Annotated in this window: 16 protein-coding genes; 9 read left to right on the forward strand and 7 right to left on the reverse strand. The window is 41.6% G+C overall.

Annotated elements, in window-relative coordinates; all coding sequences use genetic code 11:
• The first annotated feature begins 598 nt into the window (after positions 1-598).
• Complete coding sequence (locus tag V7K31_RS01210) at positions 599-1,354, forward strand: metallophosphoesterase family protein (protein ID WP_335092096.1); 756 nt, start codon at positions 599-601, stop codon at positions 1,352-1,354.
• A gap of 59 nt (positions 1,355-1,413) precedes the next feature.
• On the opposite strand, the gene V7K31_RS01215 is transcribed toward V7K31_RS01210, so the two are convergent.
• Entirely contained in the window at positions 1,414-2,277 is an 864-nt protein-coding gene (locus tag V7K31_RS01215; protein ID WP_335092097.1) for a M48 family metallopeptidase, read from the reverse strand.
• Between the two features lie 393 nt (positions 2,278-2,670).
• On the opposite strand from V7K31_RS01215, the gene V7K31_RS01220 reads away from it, so the two are divergent.
• On the forward strand, positions 2,671-3,201 hold the full coding sequence (locus tag V7K31_RS01220) for a DUF4330 domain-containing protein (RefSeq protein WP_334828257.1): 531 nt from the start codon (positions 2,671-2,673) through the stop codon (positions 3,199-3,201).
• Between the two features lie 431 nt (positions 3,202-3,632).
• Here V7K31_RS01220 and V7K31_RS01225 read toward each other — a convergent pair whose 3' ends face one another.
• Positions 3,633-4,628, reverse strand: a complete 996-nt coding sequence (locus tag V7K31_RS01225) for a metal ABC transporter solute-binding protein, Zn/Mn family (protein ID WP_335092098.1) — start codon at positions 4,626-4,628, stop codon at positions 3,633-3,635.
• 534 nt (positions 4,629-5,162) lie between these two features.
• Positions 5,163-5,303, reverse strand: coding sequence for a hypothetical protein (locus V7K31_RS01230; protein ID WP_334828261.1), 141 nt, complete (start codon positions 5,301-5,303; stop codon positions 5,163-5,165).
• Positions 5,304-5,367: 64 nt separating this feature from the next.
• On the opposite strand from V7K31_RS01230, the gene V7K31_RS01235 reads away from it, so the two are divergent.
• The 3 genes from V7K31_RS01235 to V7K31_RS01245 all read left to right on the forward strand — a co-directional run bounded on the left by V7K31_RS01235 (position 5,368) and on the right by V7K31_RS01245 (position 6,914).
• Positions 5,368-5,703: a hypothetical protein gene (locus V7K31_RS01235; protein ID WP_335092099.1), complete on the forward strand. Its 336-nt coding sequence runs from the start codon at positions 5,368-5,370 to the stop codon at positions 5,701-5,703.
• Between the two features lie 309 nt (positions 5,704-6,012).
• On the forward strand, positions 6,013-6,363 hold the full coding sequence (locus V7K31_RS01240) for a YtxH domain-containing protein (RefSeq protein WP_335092100.1): 351 nt from the start codon (positions 6,013-6,015) through the stop codon (positions 6,361-6,363).
• Positions 6,364-6,374: 11 nt separating this feature from the next.
• Positions 6,375-6,914, forward strand: coding sequence for a DUF948 domain-containing protein (locus V7K31_RS01245; RefSeq protein ID WP_335092101.1), 540 nt, complete (start codon positions 6,375-6,377; stop codon positions 6,912-6,914).
• 261 nt (positions 6,915-7,175) lie between these two features.
• On the opposite strand, the gene V7K31_RS01250 is transcribed toward V7K31_RS01245, so the two are convergent.
• A complete protein-coding gene (locus V7K31_RS01250; RefSeq protein ID WP_335092102.1) occupies positions 7,176-7,502 on the reverse strand; it encodes a DUF2281 domain-containing protein in 327 nt (108 codons plus the stop codon).
• A gap of 265 nt (positions 7,503-7,767) precedes the next feature.
• Between V7K31_RS01250 and V7K31_RS01255 the strand changes: the two genes are divergently transcribed.
• The 3 genes from V7K31_RS01255 (at position 7,768) to V7K31_RS01265 (ending at position 10,802) form a co-directional block, all read left to right on the forward strand.
• Complete coding sequence (locus V7K31_RS01255; protein WP_335092103.1) at positions 7,768-8,577, forward strand: TPM domain-containing protein; 810 nt, start codon at positions 7,768-7,770, stop codon at positions 8,575-8,577.
• Between the two features lie 100 nt (positions 8,578-8,677).
• Positions 8,678-9,307 (forward strand): precorrin-8X methylmutase, encoded by a 630-nt coding sequence (locus V7K31_RS01260; protein WP_335092104.1) that lies wholly within the window; start codon positions 8,678-8,680, stop codon positions 9,305-9,307.
• Between the two features lie 100 nt (positions 9,308-9,407).
• Complete coding sequence (locus tag V7K31_RS01265) at positions 9,408-10,802, forward strand: right-handed parallel beta-helix repeat-containing protein (RefSeq protein ID WP_335092105.1); 1,395 nt, start codon at positions 9,408-9,410, stop codon at positions 10,800-10,802.
• A 283-nt stretch (positions 10,803-11,085) separates the two neighbouring features.
• Here V7K31_RS01265 and V7K31_RS01270 read toward each other — a convergent pair whose 3' ends face one another.
• The 3 genes from V7K31_RS01270 to tnpA form a co-directional block, all read right to left on the reverse strand.
• Positions 11,086-11,772: a phosphate ABC transporter permease gene (locus V7K31_RS01270; protein WP_335092106.1), complete on the reverse strand. Its 687-nt coding sequence runs from the start codon at positions 11,770-11,772 to the stop codon at positions 11,086-11,088.
• A gap of 32 nt (positions 11,773-11,804) precedes the next feature.
• A complete protein-coding gene (gene dapB / locus V7K31_RS01275; protein ID WP_335092107.1) occupies positions 11,805-12,641 on the reverse strand; it encodes a 4-hydroxy-tetrahydrodipicolinate reductase in 837 nt (278 codons plus the stop codon).
• Positions 12,642-13,213: 572 nt separating this feature from the next.
• Positions 13,214-13,657 carry an IS200/IS605 family transposase gene (gene tnpA / locus V7K31_RS01280; protein WP_335092108.1) on the reverse strand — a complete coding sequence of 148 codons (444 nt, stop codon included), beginning with the start codon at positions 13,655-13,657 and terminating at the stop codon, positions 13,214-13,216.
• Positions 13,658-13,978: 321 nt separating this feature from the next.
• Here tnpA and psbP point away from each other — a divergent pair, with 321 nt between their 5' ends.
• The gene (psbP, locus tag V7K31_RS01285) at positions 13,979-14,524 is read left to right on the forward strand and encodes a photosystem II reaction center PsbP (protein ID WP_335092166.1); all 546 of its coding nucleotides are present in this window, start codon (positions 13,979-13,981) and stop codon (positions 14,522-14,524) included.
• The last annotated feature ends 70 nt before the right edge of the window (positions 14,525-14,594 follow it).

Consider the following 14,594-nt stretch of genomic DNA (forward strand, 5'->3'; position numbering starts at 1 on the left):
AATGTTTGAGATTTGGTTGTTGTTCTGATAAGTACGATCGCTTTAAAAAATCGAGTGTAGAAAGTCTAAACCTCACCCCAGCCCTCTCCGTGAGTTCGGAGAGGGAGCAGGAATCTTGTTTCTCCTATGGTGTATTTGCAAAATTGAGATGCTCCCAAATCAAGATTGTGAGCAACTATCACAACCTTAACTAATGCAAGCGATCGCTATATTTTACTTATGAGCAGTAAGACTATATCTTTGGGCGAGATTGATATTTAGTTTATTTTGCTATGTGCTAATTGGCTTCTTATTTGCCTTAACTCCACTTTGGGCTGATGCTTTTGGGATGAATGCAGCAACTGGGAACACCAGAAGCTACGCGAAATTCCAATCCCCAAAAAGGACGGAAAAACAACCTGAATGAAATTTGCTGATTTTCTCTCTTACCACTCAAAACTATACATTTTACCCCATTGCCCTCATAAAGTAATTTTATTACTGGGGGAATAATTAAATTAAAATAAAACTTATTCAGTATTTTTACCTGTCATTGCGGAAACCAGAAAGCTTAAACTGTAGCAGAAGTATTAGCCAAAACTATTGAAGCTAAGAGACAATGAGCGAAATTAGCCCCAGACGAATTGTAATTGGGGATGTGCATGGTCACTATGAAGGTTTGATGACATTGTTGGAGGCGATCGCCCCCACCTCGGAGGATCAAGTCTATTTTCTGGGAGACTTAATTGATCGTGGTCCTCATAGCGCACAAGTAGTTAATTTTGTCAAGCGAAATAACTACCCATGTTTGCTGGGAAATCATGAGCAGATGTTATTAAACATTCTGACCAATGAAAGAACCTCCTCCCCGACGATGCAAGCATGGCTGTATAGTGGAGGGCAAGCTACTGTAGCCAGTTACCACCAGTCCACAATTCCCGACGACCATCTGGATTGGTTCAAGAGTTTGCCTACATATCTCGACTTGGGGGATATTTGGTTAGCTCATGCTGGTGTTGACCCTTCCAAGTCGGTGACAGAACAAACTGCCGAGCAACTGTGTTGGATACGAGAGGAATTTCATAGTATTGAAAAACCGTACTTCCCAGATAAGCAAATTATCATCGGTCACACCATTACTTTTACTCTGCCGGGTGTTTCTCCTGGTAAACTGGCACAAGGACAGGGATGGCTAGACATAGATACTGGCGCTTATCATCCCAAAAGTGGCTGGTTGACTGGATTGGATGTGACTAATAACTTAGTTTATCAAGTTAACATTTTTAAAAATTATCTCCGTGTCCTGCCCTTAGAAGATGTAGTGATCCAAGTTGATCCAGCCAAAATCAAAGTCGATCGCCGCAATCAGAATTGAGCAATATTTGAGATTAAAGGGAGTGGGGAGACGAGGGGAATAACCAATGCCCAATACGCTCAAGACCTGGCTAATGCTCGAATATTAGCTTTATAACTAGCATTATCCATACCATAATTTCCATTACTAGGTTGAGAGTTAATAGCAAGTCTGAGGGCTTCAATGCGATCGCTAGTTCCGGGGTGCGTACTCAAAAATGTCGGAGCCGAACCACCTTTTTTCAGCAGCTTTTGCATAAAGGAAACCATTGCAGACTGAGCATAACCAGTGCGTGTCAAAGTTCTTAATCCTCTTTGATCAGCCTCAAATTCATTTTTACGACTGCGTGGCAAGTCTCGCGCTAACTGTACACCAATTTGCACCGCCGTACTCCGGTCTAAGCCAGCAGCTGTTAATAGACCACTTTCGAGCGCTTTTTGCTGCATCTGTTTGACTACGTGTTTCCCGCCAATATGACCAATTTCATGAGCGAGTACACTTGCTAGTTGCGCTTCATTGTCTGCGGTTTTCAGCAAACCCGTGTGGACATATACATAGCCGCCCAAGGTAGCAAAAGCATTAATAGTGTCATCTTGAACTACTTGGAAGGTATAGGGGAGATCGGGGCGATCGCTATTAACTGCTAAACGCCGACCAACTTGTTGCACATAGCGATTAACTTCGGGATTGCGGTTAAGCCGGACTTGACTACCGACTAATTCCTGATTAATCTGCTTACCAAGATCAACTTCTTGGTTAGGGGATATATTAGAAAGCTGAAATGCCTGAAATCCTTGGAGTAGAAGAGGCAAGAAGTCTAAAGTTCTTCCAGGCAAGGGTGTACTCAGACACAGACTCAGGGCGACTACCACTGAAATTAAAGGATAAAACCAGCGACGCGGCCACACACGGTAATTTGCAACAAAACCTTTCCAATTCAACATAATCTGTACTGAAGATAATTTTCGGACAACATAAAATGATGAGACAAATTATGAGACGGTTTTAGATCATTCTAAGTTGCATTCTTAACTCAACACCAAAGGGGTTGTTATACAGCCAACGCTTACGCAAATCTAACGAATTGTGTAAGACTAGGGATTCCCTCTAGGGATAGGCTTAAACATTAGATTTTATTTTTTGGGTGCGTCAGTCCTAACAGGCAAAAGTTTGAGAGTCATCTGCCGCTACTCCCAACTTACAAACTCGTGATAAACTGTCGCATAACTCCAACGCCCAGCCGCTTTGAGTTATTACCAAATAGGGAAAATTGCTATTCCCATCGAAAACTTTCTTGCTACAATCAATTACTTCGCTATTACCTCGGAAAACTTTTTATGGCTATTTTAGATTCAAAAGGTCGTTTGTTCGGCAAAATCAATCTCCTAGATTTAGGTGCTGCGCTGGTAATTCTGCTAGTTATATTTGGCATCTTTGTCTTTCCTGGCACTTCTGGTTCTGTTGCCCAAGTCGGAGCGAAAACAGTACCCATAGAAGTAGACTTAATAGTTCGTGGTTTGAATGTACGCGATCCTCAGCAATTATTTGACAACGGCTTAAAAAAAGGCGGGAAAATTAATGTAATTATCCGCAATCAACCCTATGGGGAGATTGAGATTAAATCTGTTCAACAGCTACCTAGAACAATCAATATTCCCCAACCTGATGGTACTGTTAAAGAATTGCCAGATCCGAAGACCAACAATTATAGTACAGATATGCTTTTGACCCTAGAAGGTAAAGCCCAACGCACTGAAAGCGGACTAGTTCTAGGTAGCAGTAAAGTTAAAATTGGTATGCCATTTGAGTTGGAAGGCTTTAACTACAACTTCAACGCAACTGTTATTGATATCAGATTCGAGAAATAATATTCACACTTTCTTTGATCTATTTCCCCGTCTCTGACAGGAGAAGCAACAAAGAGGCTGATAAACTCAAAACTTCACCCCCAACCCCTCTCCGTGAGTTCGGAGAGGGGAGATAAAGCACAACTTTATCGGGGTGAGGTTAAGCTTAACCTCATTCTGTATTAGGAAACGCTATATAGCGGTTCTCGGCCCTTGTGAGGTACAAGAACCCCACCCCCAACCCCCTCCCCGCTCTTCGAGAGGGGGCTATGATCTAGCTCATGTGATTAGGAAACGCTATATCAGATTACTAAATTGAGGTTATAACTACTTAGGAATGTGGATTAAATAAAATGCAAAACTTCATCCTGCCTCACGATCCCTCTCCAATATATCGGAGAGGGATTGAGGGTGAGGTAAGCCAGGGACATAAATTGTATGTTATTTAATTCTTATTCCTTACCAGCTTTCGCTTCAAAGATTAAATACGTCCCTCCCAACCCTTCTACAATTGTGCGTGTATTGGCAATCATCATTTTCTGATAAGTGTCTCCCTCGCTTCCTGGTTCACCAAGTCCCTCAGCATACAACTTCCTGTCAGAAATTTTCACTTCAGCAACTCTTGCTACAGATTGAAGCAAATTAGGGTTAATTGCCGCCTCAGTAAAAATTGTTGACACTTTAGCGCTTTTAATATTTGTCACCAAATTTTTTACTCGTGCAGCTGTCAGGTTTTCGTCACTACTAATACCTTGCAATCCCCCTGCTAATGAAAGACCGTATGCTTTGGCGTAATAACTCAGTGCATCAGAGGTTGTAACTAACTTGCGTTCTTTGGCAGGAATACTGGCAATTCTTGACTTAATCCAGCGATCTAGTTGAGTGAGTTCATTTGTAATTTTTTTGGTATTGCTGGTATAAACCTCTGCATCACTAGATTCTAATTTTCTCAGGTTACTATTAATTACCTGCACCATTCTGATCGCATTTTTGGTATTGTGCCAAAGATGAGGATCATTTACATTTTTACCGCCTTTCTGAAATTTTTGTGGCTTAGACACCGCAAGTTGGCCGACGGCTATTTTCGGTGCAGTGTTTTTAGTCGCTTTAATTAATTTGATCAGATTTGGCTCTAAATTGTAACCATTATAAAGAATAAGATTAGCTTGCTCAATGGCTTTACGATCTTGCGGTTTTGGTTTATAAAATTGGGGGTTGGCTGTAGGGGAAATTAAGCAGGTAAGGTTAACTGTATTCCCGGCAACCTGTCTGGTTAAGTCACACAGTACGCTTGTAGTCGCTACCACTTGGGGAAGATTCTCATTTACCTGGGTGGTAGTCTGAGTGAATGCGGTTCTTGCAGCTTGATTTCCACACCCAACAAATCCAATCGTCAAGGCAACAAGAATAGCTCGGAACGAATTATTTGATGGTAATTTTTTTGACATCCTTAACTCCTACTGGATGTATTGAAAAAATAATCATTATCAGTAACGGATTAGTGAAATACTAGGGGGAAGCCTTCGGCTGGAAAAAGTGTAAAAGTTAAGGGAAGAGGAATTAATAGACTCTCTCTTTCCCACTTTCTCTTTCCCCAACCCACATCCAGCTATTTTTGCTTGCTAAACCACTCACTAGTGAGGTTTTTGCAGGCAAAATATTAGTTAACTTCACGCGACAGACTGGAAAACTGGTAGAGGTAGAAGCACAATAATAAAGGCGATGCTGGGGAGACTCCGGTAAGGAGTGCAGTGTAGTTCTCTCATCGTCTGTTGAAGGGGCTATGCTATTGTGCTTAGACGCCACAAAGGTTGCAAATCAACTAGGATTATCAGGTTAAGGAGTGGAATGTAGCAATGGTGGGGCTTATTGAGCATACAGGTTGATTTCACAAACCTAGTCGTGAATCTAAGGCAATTGTAACTGTGGTTTTGCGAGGTGTGGGCATAGGGTTGTGACAAAATTGGCGAATTGGCGATTTTTTAGCCATCAGCCTTTGTTACACTAATTTTCATCAAGTAAAGCCTTTCAATAGCGCTCAGAGCATTATCTAACTGCTCTATATTGCCATAATCCCGGCTGTACTTTGTGCCATAATTTTTATCCTTTAGTTTCTTCATCATTGAATAAGAGCCAAGTCAAGTATATAGAATAATTCCTCAAAGCTGATATTGGTGAAGATAAACAATGGTAATTTTAGTTATCCTCGTTAACACCCTCATTTCGCTAATACTACTCTATGTGGCTTGGCGGGTGTGGCAACTCAAGCAGCAGCTAGCATACATAACAGATAGGTTAACCGTCTATGAAAGTTGTACCCATGCAGCACTGAATAAAGCACCCGAAAATATTTATCTCAGCCAGGAGAATATTTACAACTTACGACAGAAAAATCAAGCGCTACAAATGCAAATCCAACAAGTGCGGCAAATTATCAGTCTACTTTTGCTAGGACGGCAAATCTGGCAGCGTTATTTTCGGAGGCTAGAGTTAACATCTGGGAAAAGTACTGTTGCAAAATGATTTATGTCAGGTTCATGAACATTTATAATTAGGGCTGATGCGAGGACACCGGGATATGGTGACACAATAGAGTTGTCTAAGCGCCAATTTGAGACTTAGAAGCCCGCCAGAAGGCTTACCGGAGGCATAAAAACTTTGACAGACACGGGGAGTTTTGAATTATAAGTAATTGATGGTTTTGATATTTAATGAATAAAAGTAACATTTATGGCTGATATTTTGTCACGAGAGATTAACTGAATAAAATCGGTGGAGTCTTACAAGGGGAGAAAACCCACCTAAAATGGGTGTAAGGAGAGAAACAACAAGATGTCTAATAACCGTTCTGGAGTATTTATTGGCGGTTTTATGCTGGGAGCTACCATCGGTGCTTTGACTGGTTTGCTCGTGGCTCCGCGCACAGGGCGCGAAACGCGTAAAATTTTGAAAAAATCTGCCAATGCGATCCCAGAATTGGCAGAAGATTTATCAACGAGTGTGCAAATCCAGGCAGATCGTCTCTCTGCCAGCGCACTGCGAAACTGGGATGAGACTTTAGATAGATTACGGGAAGCGATCGCAGCAGGTGTAGATGCCAGTCAGCAAGAAAGCCAAATCTTAAAGCGACAAACATCTGTTGAAGACTCAGATTCTCTTCCCCAGGAATTAGAACGCTCATAAATGACACAACCGTGATTGAACCCCTGTTTTGGTTGGGACTTTCCTTACTCTTAGTCGCCACAAGCTTGACTGCGGTTTTAATGGCGGCAATACCGGCTTTGCAGGAGTTAGCACGCGCGGCTCGCAGCGCAGAAAAGCTATTTGATACACTCTCACGGGAGTTACCGGCGACTCTAGAAGCTATCCGCGTGACTGGTTTGGAAATCACTGACTTAACTGATGATGTCGGTGAAGGTGTAAAAAGTGCCAGTCAAGTCGTGAAAAAAGTTGACCAAAGTCTTGATAGTGCAAGAATTCAGGCTCAAAATCTGCAAGTAGGTACACGCAGCATCTTTATTGGCGCGAAAGCTGCTTGGAGAAACTTCACACGCCAAAAACCCACAAGGCGAATAAGCGATCGCCTCCCAAGCAATGAACAACCACCACTAACGTTGCGAGAACGAGAAGTGCCCAGGCCAGAAAATCGCCGGATAAAAACAGAAGTATACCGCGCTAATGACGGTTACAACGACGCCAATAGCTGGGAAACCAATTTTGATGATGAAGATTGACCAAAAAATGGTATGTATGGGGCATTGCTTATCTTCACTTATGCGGTGTCAAAATATGCTATTTTACCAGCTTAAGAAAGGTGAGGATTAATTCTATAACTTTTGTAAAGTGTCTCTTTGTCTGTCTTTATTAATAAAATCAATAATTACTGCTTCTCATCAAAAAGTTGCTTGTTATAGAGAGCTATTTGATTCCAAAAAGTAGATTCAGCTAAAAACAGGATAATTGCGCTGTATTCTTGAAACTCTGCATTAGGGTAGTCAATCCAAGTCACAACTATTTTCGTCATCAATTTTAGCTTGACCACGGGTAGCATATACTGCTTGAAGGCATTCTTTAAAATCATCACCTTCCCAAGTGCCAGCATGTCGAAGGATAGAGCGTCCCGAAGCAGGACGATATGTAAGTTGCTCTTGCTCGCTAGAAGTTTCTGTAGAATCGCTTAAAGGGATAGGTTCAAGCTTACCTGTTTCCAACTTCTTGTTTGTATAGTTAACCTTAATAGAACGTATCAAATCGAGTGCTTCTGTTAGCAACCCCGGCGATAAAGTCTCTATTTCTTGGATCAATAATTCTTTGTTAGTCATCTCTCACCTCTAATTATTCTCCTTTTATTGTATGGGTAACTCCGCTATGGCTTAGTCAATTTTGAGTATTTTAACTGATTGACAAAATGCACTACATCTTAAATTTTCAGGAATACCACTCTCCAATGCCCCACTCCCTAAAAACCCTTTGCTTTAATCCCTTAGATTAGAGTAAAGTAAACAAGTGTAAAGAAATATCATTTTTCCAGTACTCTTTTAAAACAACTTGTTTACTTCTACCGTTGATATTTGTATAAAAACGTCCATGCAATCTTGTTTTTGGCGACGAATTCTTGTATCTATTGCAGTATTTTTCCTGGTTGGGTCAATTTGGGTCATGCATTCTCCCCCAGCACTGGCTTATGACAATCCTGACTTACTCCCTGCCACCTTTACCCCAGTTGTAGACTTAGCAAAATCTCTTCCTGTGCTGCAAGAAGAAAAGCTTGTCAAAGATTTAGAGCAGTTTGAAGCCGATACGGGCTGGAAACTGCGAGTATTGACCCAGTATGACCGCACCCCAGGTCGGGCAGTTATAAAATATTGGGGTTTGGATGACAAAAGTATTCTACTAGTTGCCGATTCTCGTGGGGGTAACATCCTCAGTTTTAGCGTCGGCGATGCTGTTTATCAATTTTTACCCCGGACATTCTGGATAGAACTGCAAACCCGCTTCGGTAATTTGTACTTTGTCCGCGAACAAGGCGAAGACCAAGCCATTCTCCAAGCCTTAGAATCGGTTAAAGGCTGTTTACTCAAGGGTGGTTGCAATGTTGTCCCCGGACTGCCACGAGAGCAATGGATTCTCACCTTGATTTCCTCAATTATTGGTGGGGTGATTTGTGGGTTTGCAGCTCAACCCCGCGATAAAGGACAAGTTTTTGCTTGGCAATGGGCTTTAATTTTATCACCTTTGTGGGGAATCTTATTTATTGCCTTTGGTATTGGGCCAGTGGTGACACGCACAAGCGACTGGGTACCTCTAGTTCGCAATATCTCTGGGTTTCTCATCGGCGTCTTGGTTGCCTACCTATCTCCTATTTTCAGTCGGCCTTCTTCCAATAATGAGTTATGAGTGCTGAGTTAGGAGTAGAGACGCGATGTTCCTCGCGTCTCTACTCCTAACTCCCTGAAGCTGATAAGCTGAAAGCTAATATTTGAAAAGCTCAACAAAAATGGAATGGCACGTAACTGATGCTCAGAGTTTAGCAATTATTGATAGCGAAATTGATAATCATGTCTTTTCACCCGCAGAGTATGAGATTGTGCGTCGGGTAATCTACTCTACAGCTGACTTTGAGTATAAGTCTTTAATTCGTTTCTCTGAGCGTGCCTTGCAAGCTGGAGCAGCAGCACTAGCCGCGCGTACTACGATTGTGGTAGATGTGCCAATGGTACAAGTAGGTATTGCCTACGAGATTCAAAACACCTTTGCTAATCCGGTGTATTGCAGTATGGAAGCTGTGACACGCCCTCAAAAAGAAAAAACTCGCGCAGCATGGGGAATAGAAACCTTAGCAAAGCGTTATCCAGAGGGCATTTTTGTGGTAGGCCAAGCCCAAACAGCACTAACAGTACTGGTGGATTTAATTGAAGCCGAGGAAATTAGACCTGCTTTGATAATTGCGACTCCAGTGGGATTTGTAAATGTTGATGAAGCTAAGGAGCGCTTACGAGATTCTTTAGTGCCTCACATTACAATTGACAGTCGCAAAGGTAATGCAGTTGTAGCAGCTGCGATCGTTGATGGATTGGTAGACTTGGCATGGCAAGCCTATGGACAAGATGGAAATCGGGGGAGTTAGAAAAGTTGCCTTGCTCGTACCTTTTATGCTAAATACTATTTAAAAGTATTGAATATCCTGATATTTTTGTTAAGTAGTGCCGACAAAGGAGCCTTTTCTTGTGGTAATTCAAGGTTTCAGTTTAAGCGCATATCTGGCAATTCCCCTGGTCTTAAGTCTTTTGGTTGCGGGAGAAAGGATAAAAGTATCTTTAGTTGAAAACGCCCGTCAGGTATCCACTACCAGCCGCGACCTAATCAGCACTAACGCGACTCGGAAAACATACTATGTTAGTGGTACTGGAAACGACAAAAATAGTGGAGTTTCTGCTTCATCCGCCTTTCGGACAATTCAAAAGGCGGCAGATAGGACTAACCCTGGCGACACAGTATTGATTATGAACGGAGTATACACAAATTTACCCAAAGCTGGGAGTGTAGTAAATATTAAACGTTCTGGAAATGCCAAAGCATGGATTACGTATAAAGCATATCCTGGGCATTTCCCAAAAATTCAGCACAATACATGGCACGGTATCCTGATTGCAAATGGAGCTTCATATATCGAGATAAATGGGCTGGAGGTCATCGGGAACAATGCCAATGTAACCCTTGATTATGCCATGAGTCAGAAGACTAACAAACAAAACCCACTGACGAGCGGAAACTGCATAAGCATTGATGGACGAACCAATGGTTATGTTCATCACATCCGTATTCTGAACAATAAAGTGCATGACTGTGGAGGAGCAGGTATTACAGTAATCGAGGCTGATTATGTGAAGGTGGATAATAACACTGTGTTCAATAATGCCTGGTACTCAGTTTATGGTAATAGTGGTATTTCGATGTTGAGGAATTGGAATTCTGACAACAGCCGGGGATACAAGATGTTTGTAACTAATAACAAGAGCTACAACAATCGCATGTACATACCTTGGATTGCAGTCGGAAGGATCACAGACGGGAATGGCATTATTATCGATAGTTCTAGAAATGATCATAACCCCAAATTGGCTGCATATACAGGACGTACTTTAGTTAAAAACAATCTGACATTTAATAATGGTGGTTCAGGTATTCATGCATTTTCAAGCGATCATGTTGATATTCTAAATAACACTGCTGTTTTAAATAATCAGAGTCCAGAAATTAAAGGCGCGCAAATATATGCTAATGCCTCATCTGATGTCCAAATTTTAAATAACATTTTCTATGCTTTTCCTGGGAAGGATATTAATAGTAACATTAAAAATAAAAACGTTATTTATGATTATAATATCTACATGAATAGTTCTAAGATAAGTGTTAAGGGTCCTCACGATATTGTTGCAGACTCAGATTTTTTAAGTAAGCATCCCACTTTAGAAAAAATATCTGGCGATTGGAAATCGCAGCTAGATAAACAAAATCCGCCAAAGCAGACTTATGTAGAGTCTAAGTCAGCAGGTTTTGTTTGTGGGACAGTGAATTATCGTTTGCAAGGGAAACTCATCAAAGTGGGATGTTCTCGTTAGCAAAAAAGCAGGAAGTATCGGGTATAAAACAGAAGCCCATACTGATTACATCCTGCTGCCTGCTTCACCGAATTTTAGATTTAAATGACAAGTCTCTAAAGTCAGGGGCTTCCAAATAAAAAATACTCAACTACTTCTTGTGGGGTGGGCGACACGAGGGCACGTAGAGAAGGGCGGACAAGATGTCCACCCCACAAGATTGGATAATTTATTTCTTGGAAGTCCCTTATTGCTCTTTTGAATTTAAAATCCAAAATCCAAAATTGTTTGTGTGACTTCTTCTTCAATCCTCTACTCTCCGACGCCGCCGACGCGGCTTTTGTTGTTGGTCTTCACGCAAGCGGCGACCGACTTCATTAAAGAAATCCCGCCGCAGATAAGGATAATCGCTGACCCAGAGGTTACGATTGGGAAAGTATATATCGCTGAATTGTTCAATACTGCTCAAATCTGGGCGATTTGACATCACTACCATTTCTGCAATTTGGCCGCGAGTAATAACTTTGTGGGCAGAACGTAATGGTGCTACAAACTCAATGCTAAATCCTGTGTCATCACCCACCTCTAAGTTAATCTGTTTTTCTCGGTTTTCTACAATTACCAATTCGCCTTTGTTGTTGACTGTTTCGGTTTTACCCATCAACTGGTCTGTAATCCACCAATCTAGCACTCGACCACGGAAAAAGCCGCCGTACTTATAACGGCGGCATTGCAAATTCCGCATACTTGCTTGAAAGACTGGATACCACAGCCAAAAAAAAGCGCTAACTATCCCTAGCACAAATACTATTGAAGCGAACTCAAGTTTGAAAACGAATGTCGCAAGCAAAATAGCAACTACGGCAACTACAGAAATTAACAGCCGTTGCAAAAAATTTGAGAATTTCCCCCAGTAGTACTTGTACTGCAAACCAGTGGCAATTAGGGGGACAACTTGTTCAAATTTCTGGCGAGTCAGTGGTACTAACATGAGTGCTGAGTGATGAATGCTGAATAGTCTGTTTAAAGTATCTTTTCTAATCCATATACTAACGACTTTAGCGCTAAGACTTTACGAATTGCTAGTAACACTCCTGGCATATAACAAGCGCGATCGCTGGTATCATGTCGTAAAGTATAAATCTGTCCCGGTGCGCCAAAAATAACTTCCTGATGGGCAATCAGTCCTGGCAAGCGAATGCTATGAATTCTAATCCCTTCATCTGCTATACTTCCTCTGGCTCCTGGTAATTTCTCCGTTTCTTCTACAAGAGCCGGGTTAAAAGTTTTACCCAATTCTCCTAATAACTGTGCCGTTTGAATGGCAGTACCACTGGGAGCATCAGCTTTTTGGTTGTGATGGAGTTCGATAATTTCCACATGGTCAAAATATTTGGAGGCTGCGACTGCGGCTTGTTGCAACAACACCATGCCAATGGAGAAGTTAGGAATAATTAGACAACCAGTGCTAGCTTTGTCGGCAAAGTCTGCTAACTCTTGAATTTGTTCGGGACTTAACCCGGTGGTGCCGACTACAGGACGAATACCGTAAGCGATCGCACTACGAATATTGTCATAAACTGAATCAGGATGCGTAAAGTCTACAATCACCCCTGGAGGGGACTTTCTATCGCCAGCCACATAGCCCAACATCGGTTCTAATTGATTGGTAATTGGCACTTCCAGGGGTTCGCTTAAACCCGCCAACTCTCCAGCGTCTTTATCTTGATGTTCCAAACTGTGGTCAATTGCACCCACTAGGTTTAAGTCAGGCGCTTGCGCCACCGCCTTAATCACCTCACGTCCCATTTTACCAGCAGCACCGTTGACAATAACCGGGATAGGAGCTTGATTCGTCATAGGTCGAAAAATACTTTTTGAGGTAACAAAAGAATTGTAAAGACTTTGGTGATCTAGTAGCTAGCTTCTCAAATCTCTGGCTTAATTCCGACTAACTTGATTTATGCAGCTAATCGCTCAGTTTTTCTACTCCCCAAAGCACATCGGTACTCTTTTTTATCCCACTATCTTAGCCAGTTAACCATTCTATCTTCTCTACTTCACTTACCACACCTCCAAAAATAATCTTATACTGTTCCTGATAAGTAGCTCTTAAAAAGCTATCAGTCTTCTTGTCAAGTATATTTAACTATTTATAATACTTTAGTGAAAATTGTTTACACAGCTTAACTACATAACTAGTGCTAGCTTTTAGTAGTTACTATTGATTTAGTCATCTTTGAGATGACTTTCGCTATTAGCCGTAGGTTTCTAACCTATGGCGGGTGATGGGTTCAGGCGCGAGATTGAACATTATGATAATTGCGGAATATTGGCTTGACCACAAGTCCGCCTCAGAATGAATTCTGAGGCTAATAGCTCAAGTCAGCTTAAGCTGACTAGTGTTCAACGAACTTAAAAATTAATTGAATTCATTGGTTTAGCTGCGTGAGTTTTGGCCCATCATCTTCATGATTATGCCGTTCCAAAGACAAAATCATAGTCCCGTTGGAATGATGCGCTTTCTGATTCTGCACATACACAACAGCTTGCTCAAGTTGTTTGCTTCCCATTGAAAAAACGCCATATCCGCGTTGCCAGCCAAACAAATCTTGTGAGGGCGAGAGATGATTGAGATGATGAGCGCTACTGCCTTTAAGATTTTGGACAAAATCAGAGATAGAACGTTTAGGCGGAATAGAAGCTACTAAATGAATGTGGTTTTCTATTCCGCCCACAGCATGGATAATACTACCAAGTGTATTAGCTTTGCCAATGATATAACCGTAAAGTTGAGTTTCGCATTCGGGGGTAATTAGTGGCTGTCGCTCTTTTGTCGCCCAAATAAGATGATAGTAAAGTCGCCACAGAGCCATGTACGTGCTGTTTTTAATGGAATATTACTACCTCTAGTATTCCCACAATGGTTAAAAATCTTTCAGTCAGCTTAAGCTGACTTAAGCTATTAGCTTTGGAATTCATTCCAAGGTGGGTAAGGATAGCTTGTCTACGACAAGCTATCCTTACCCATTTCACACCGCTTCATCAGTAAGGCGATACACCAGTGAGTATTTGCCGACATTTGATCATCATCTAATGATCTAATGCGTCATCCGAAGCGTCGCGGTTGGTGGGAGAATAATAACGAGAAATCATGCAAGCCTGGTGTTATCTCCAGCCCAAAGGAATCTGTAGAAATGTGGAAAAGAATTGTATTAATTTTACTATTGGTGTTGAGCTTCAGCCTGAGTAATTCTGGTGTAGCGACTGCGGCTGGACTCAAAAGCTTTGTAGACAGTAGTGATGGCTATCAGTTTTTATATCCTAACGGCTGGCTGCAAGTTAAAGTTGCCAACGGACCAGATGTGGTTTTCCACGATTTGATTGAGGTGTCGGAAAATGTTTCGGTTGTTATTAGTCCAGTTCCAGAAGGCAAAACTTTGTCACAATTGGGAACCCCAACAGAAGTAGGATATAAATTAGGAAAAGCAGCTCTTGCACCTCCTGACTCTGGTCGTTCGGCTGAATTAGTCAATGCCGCAGAGCGAGAAGTAGACGGTAAAATATACTACCTTTTAGAGTATGAGGTTAAACTCCCCAATCAACAGCAACGACATAATATCGCCAGTGTCGCTGTTAGTCGTGGTAAACTTTTTACCCTCAACGCCTCAATTCCTGAAAAACGCTGGCAGAGAGTTAAACGAATGATTGATGAGGTTGTCAATTCTTTTTCTGTTTATTAATTGGGGAGTGGGGGGAGCAAGAATTTTAGATTTTGGATTTTAGATTGAAATTTAATCCAAAATTTAAAAT

This window comes from Nostoc sp. (assembly GCF_036917675.1).
Classification (GTDB): domain Bacteria; phylum Cyanobacteriota; class Cyanobacteriia; order Cyanobacteriales; family Nostocaceae; genus Nostoc.

What these genes read in the sequence shown, in the direction of transcription:
- V7K31_RS01255 (WP_335092103.1), top strand. Translation starts at nt 7,768, where the DNA reads ATGCAATCTTGTTTTTGGCGACGAATTCTTGTATCTATTGCAGTATTT.
- psbP (WP_335092166.1), top strand. Translation starts at nt 13,979, where the DNA reads ATGTGGAAAAGAATTGTATTAATTTTACTATTGGTGTTGAGCTTCAGC.
- V7K31_RS01230 (WP_334828261.1), bottom strand. Translation starts at nt 5,303, where the DNA reads ATGATGAAGAAACTAAAGGATAAAAATTATGGCACAAAGTACAGCCGG.
- V7K31_RS01235 (WP_335092099.1), top strand. Translation starts at nt 5,368, where the DNA reads ATGGTAATTTTAGTTATCCTCGTTAACACCCTCATTTCGCTAATACTA.
- V7K31_RS01215 (WP_335092097.1), bottom strand. Translation starts at nt 2,277, where the DNA reads ATGTTGAATTGGAAAGGTTTTGTTGCAAATTACCGTGTGTGGCCGCGT.
- V7K31_RS01270 (WP_335092106.1), bottom strand. Translation starts at nt 11,772, where the DNA reads ATGTTAGTACCACTGACTCGCCAGAAATTTGAACAAGTTGTCCCCCTA.
- V7K31_RS01260 (WP_335092104.1), top strand. Translation starts at nt 8,678, where the DNA reads ATGGAATGGCACGTAACTGATGCTCAGAGTTTAGCAATTATTGATAGC.
- V7K31_RS01210 (WP_335092096.1), top strand. Translation starts at nt 599, where the DNA reads ATGAGCGAAATTAGCCCCAGACGAATTGTAATTGGGGATGTGCATGGT.
- V7K31_RS01220 (WP_334828257.1), top strand. Translation starts at nt 2,671, where the DNA reads ATGGCTATTTTAGATTCAAAAGGTCGTTTGTTCGGCAAAATCAATCTC.
- dapB (WP_335092107.1), bottom strand. Translation starts at nt 12,641, where the DNA reads ATGACGAATCAAGCTCCTATCCCGGTTATTGTCAACGGTGCTGCTGGT.
- tnpA (WP_335092108.1), bottom strand. Translation starts at nt 13,657, where the DNA reads ATGGCTCTGTGGCGACTTTACTATCATCTTATTTGGGCGACAAAAGAG.
- V7K31_RS01250 (WP_335092102.1), bottom strand. Translation starts at nt 7,502, where the DNA reads ATGACTAACAAAGAATTATTGATCCAAGAAATAGAGACTTTATCGCCG.
- V7K31_RS01240 (WP_335092100.1), top strand. Translation starts at nt 6,013, where the DNA reads ATGTCTAATAACCGTTCTGGAGTATTTATTGGCGGTTTTATGCTGGGA.
- V7K31_RS01225 (WP_335092098.1), bottom strand. Translation starts at nt 4,628, where the DNA reads ATGTCAAAAAAATTACCATCAAATAATTCGTTCCGAGCTATTCTTGTT.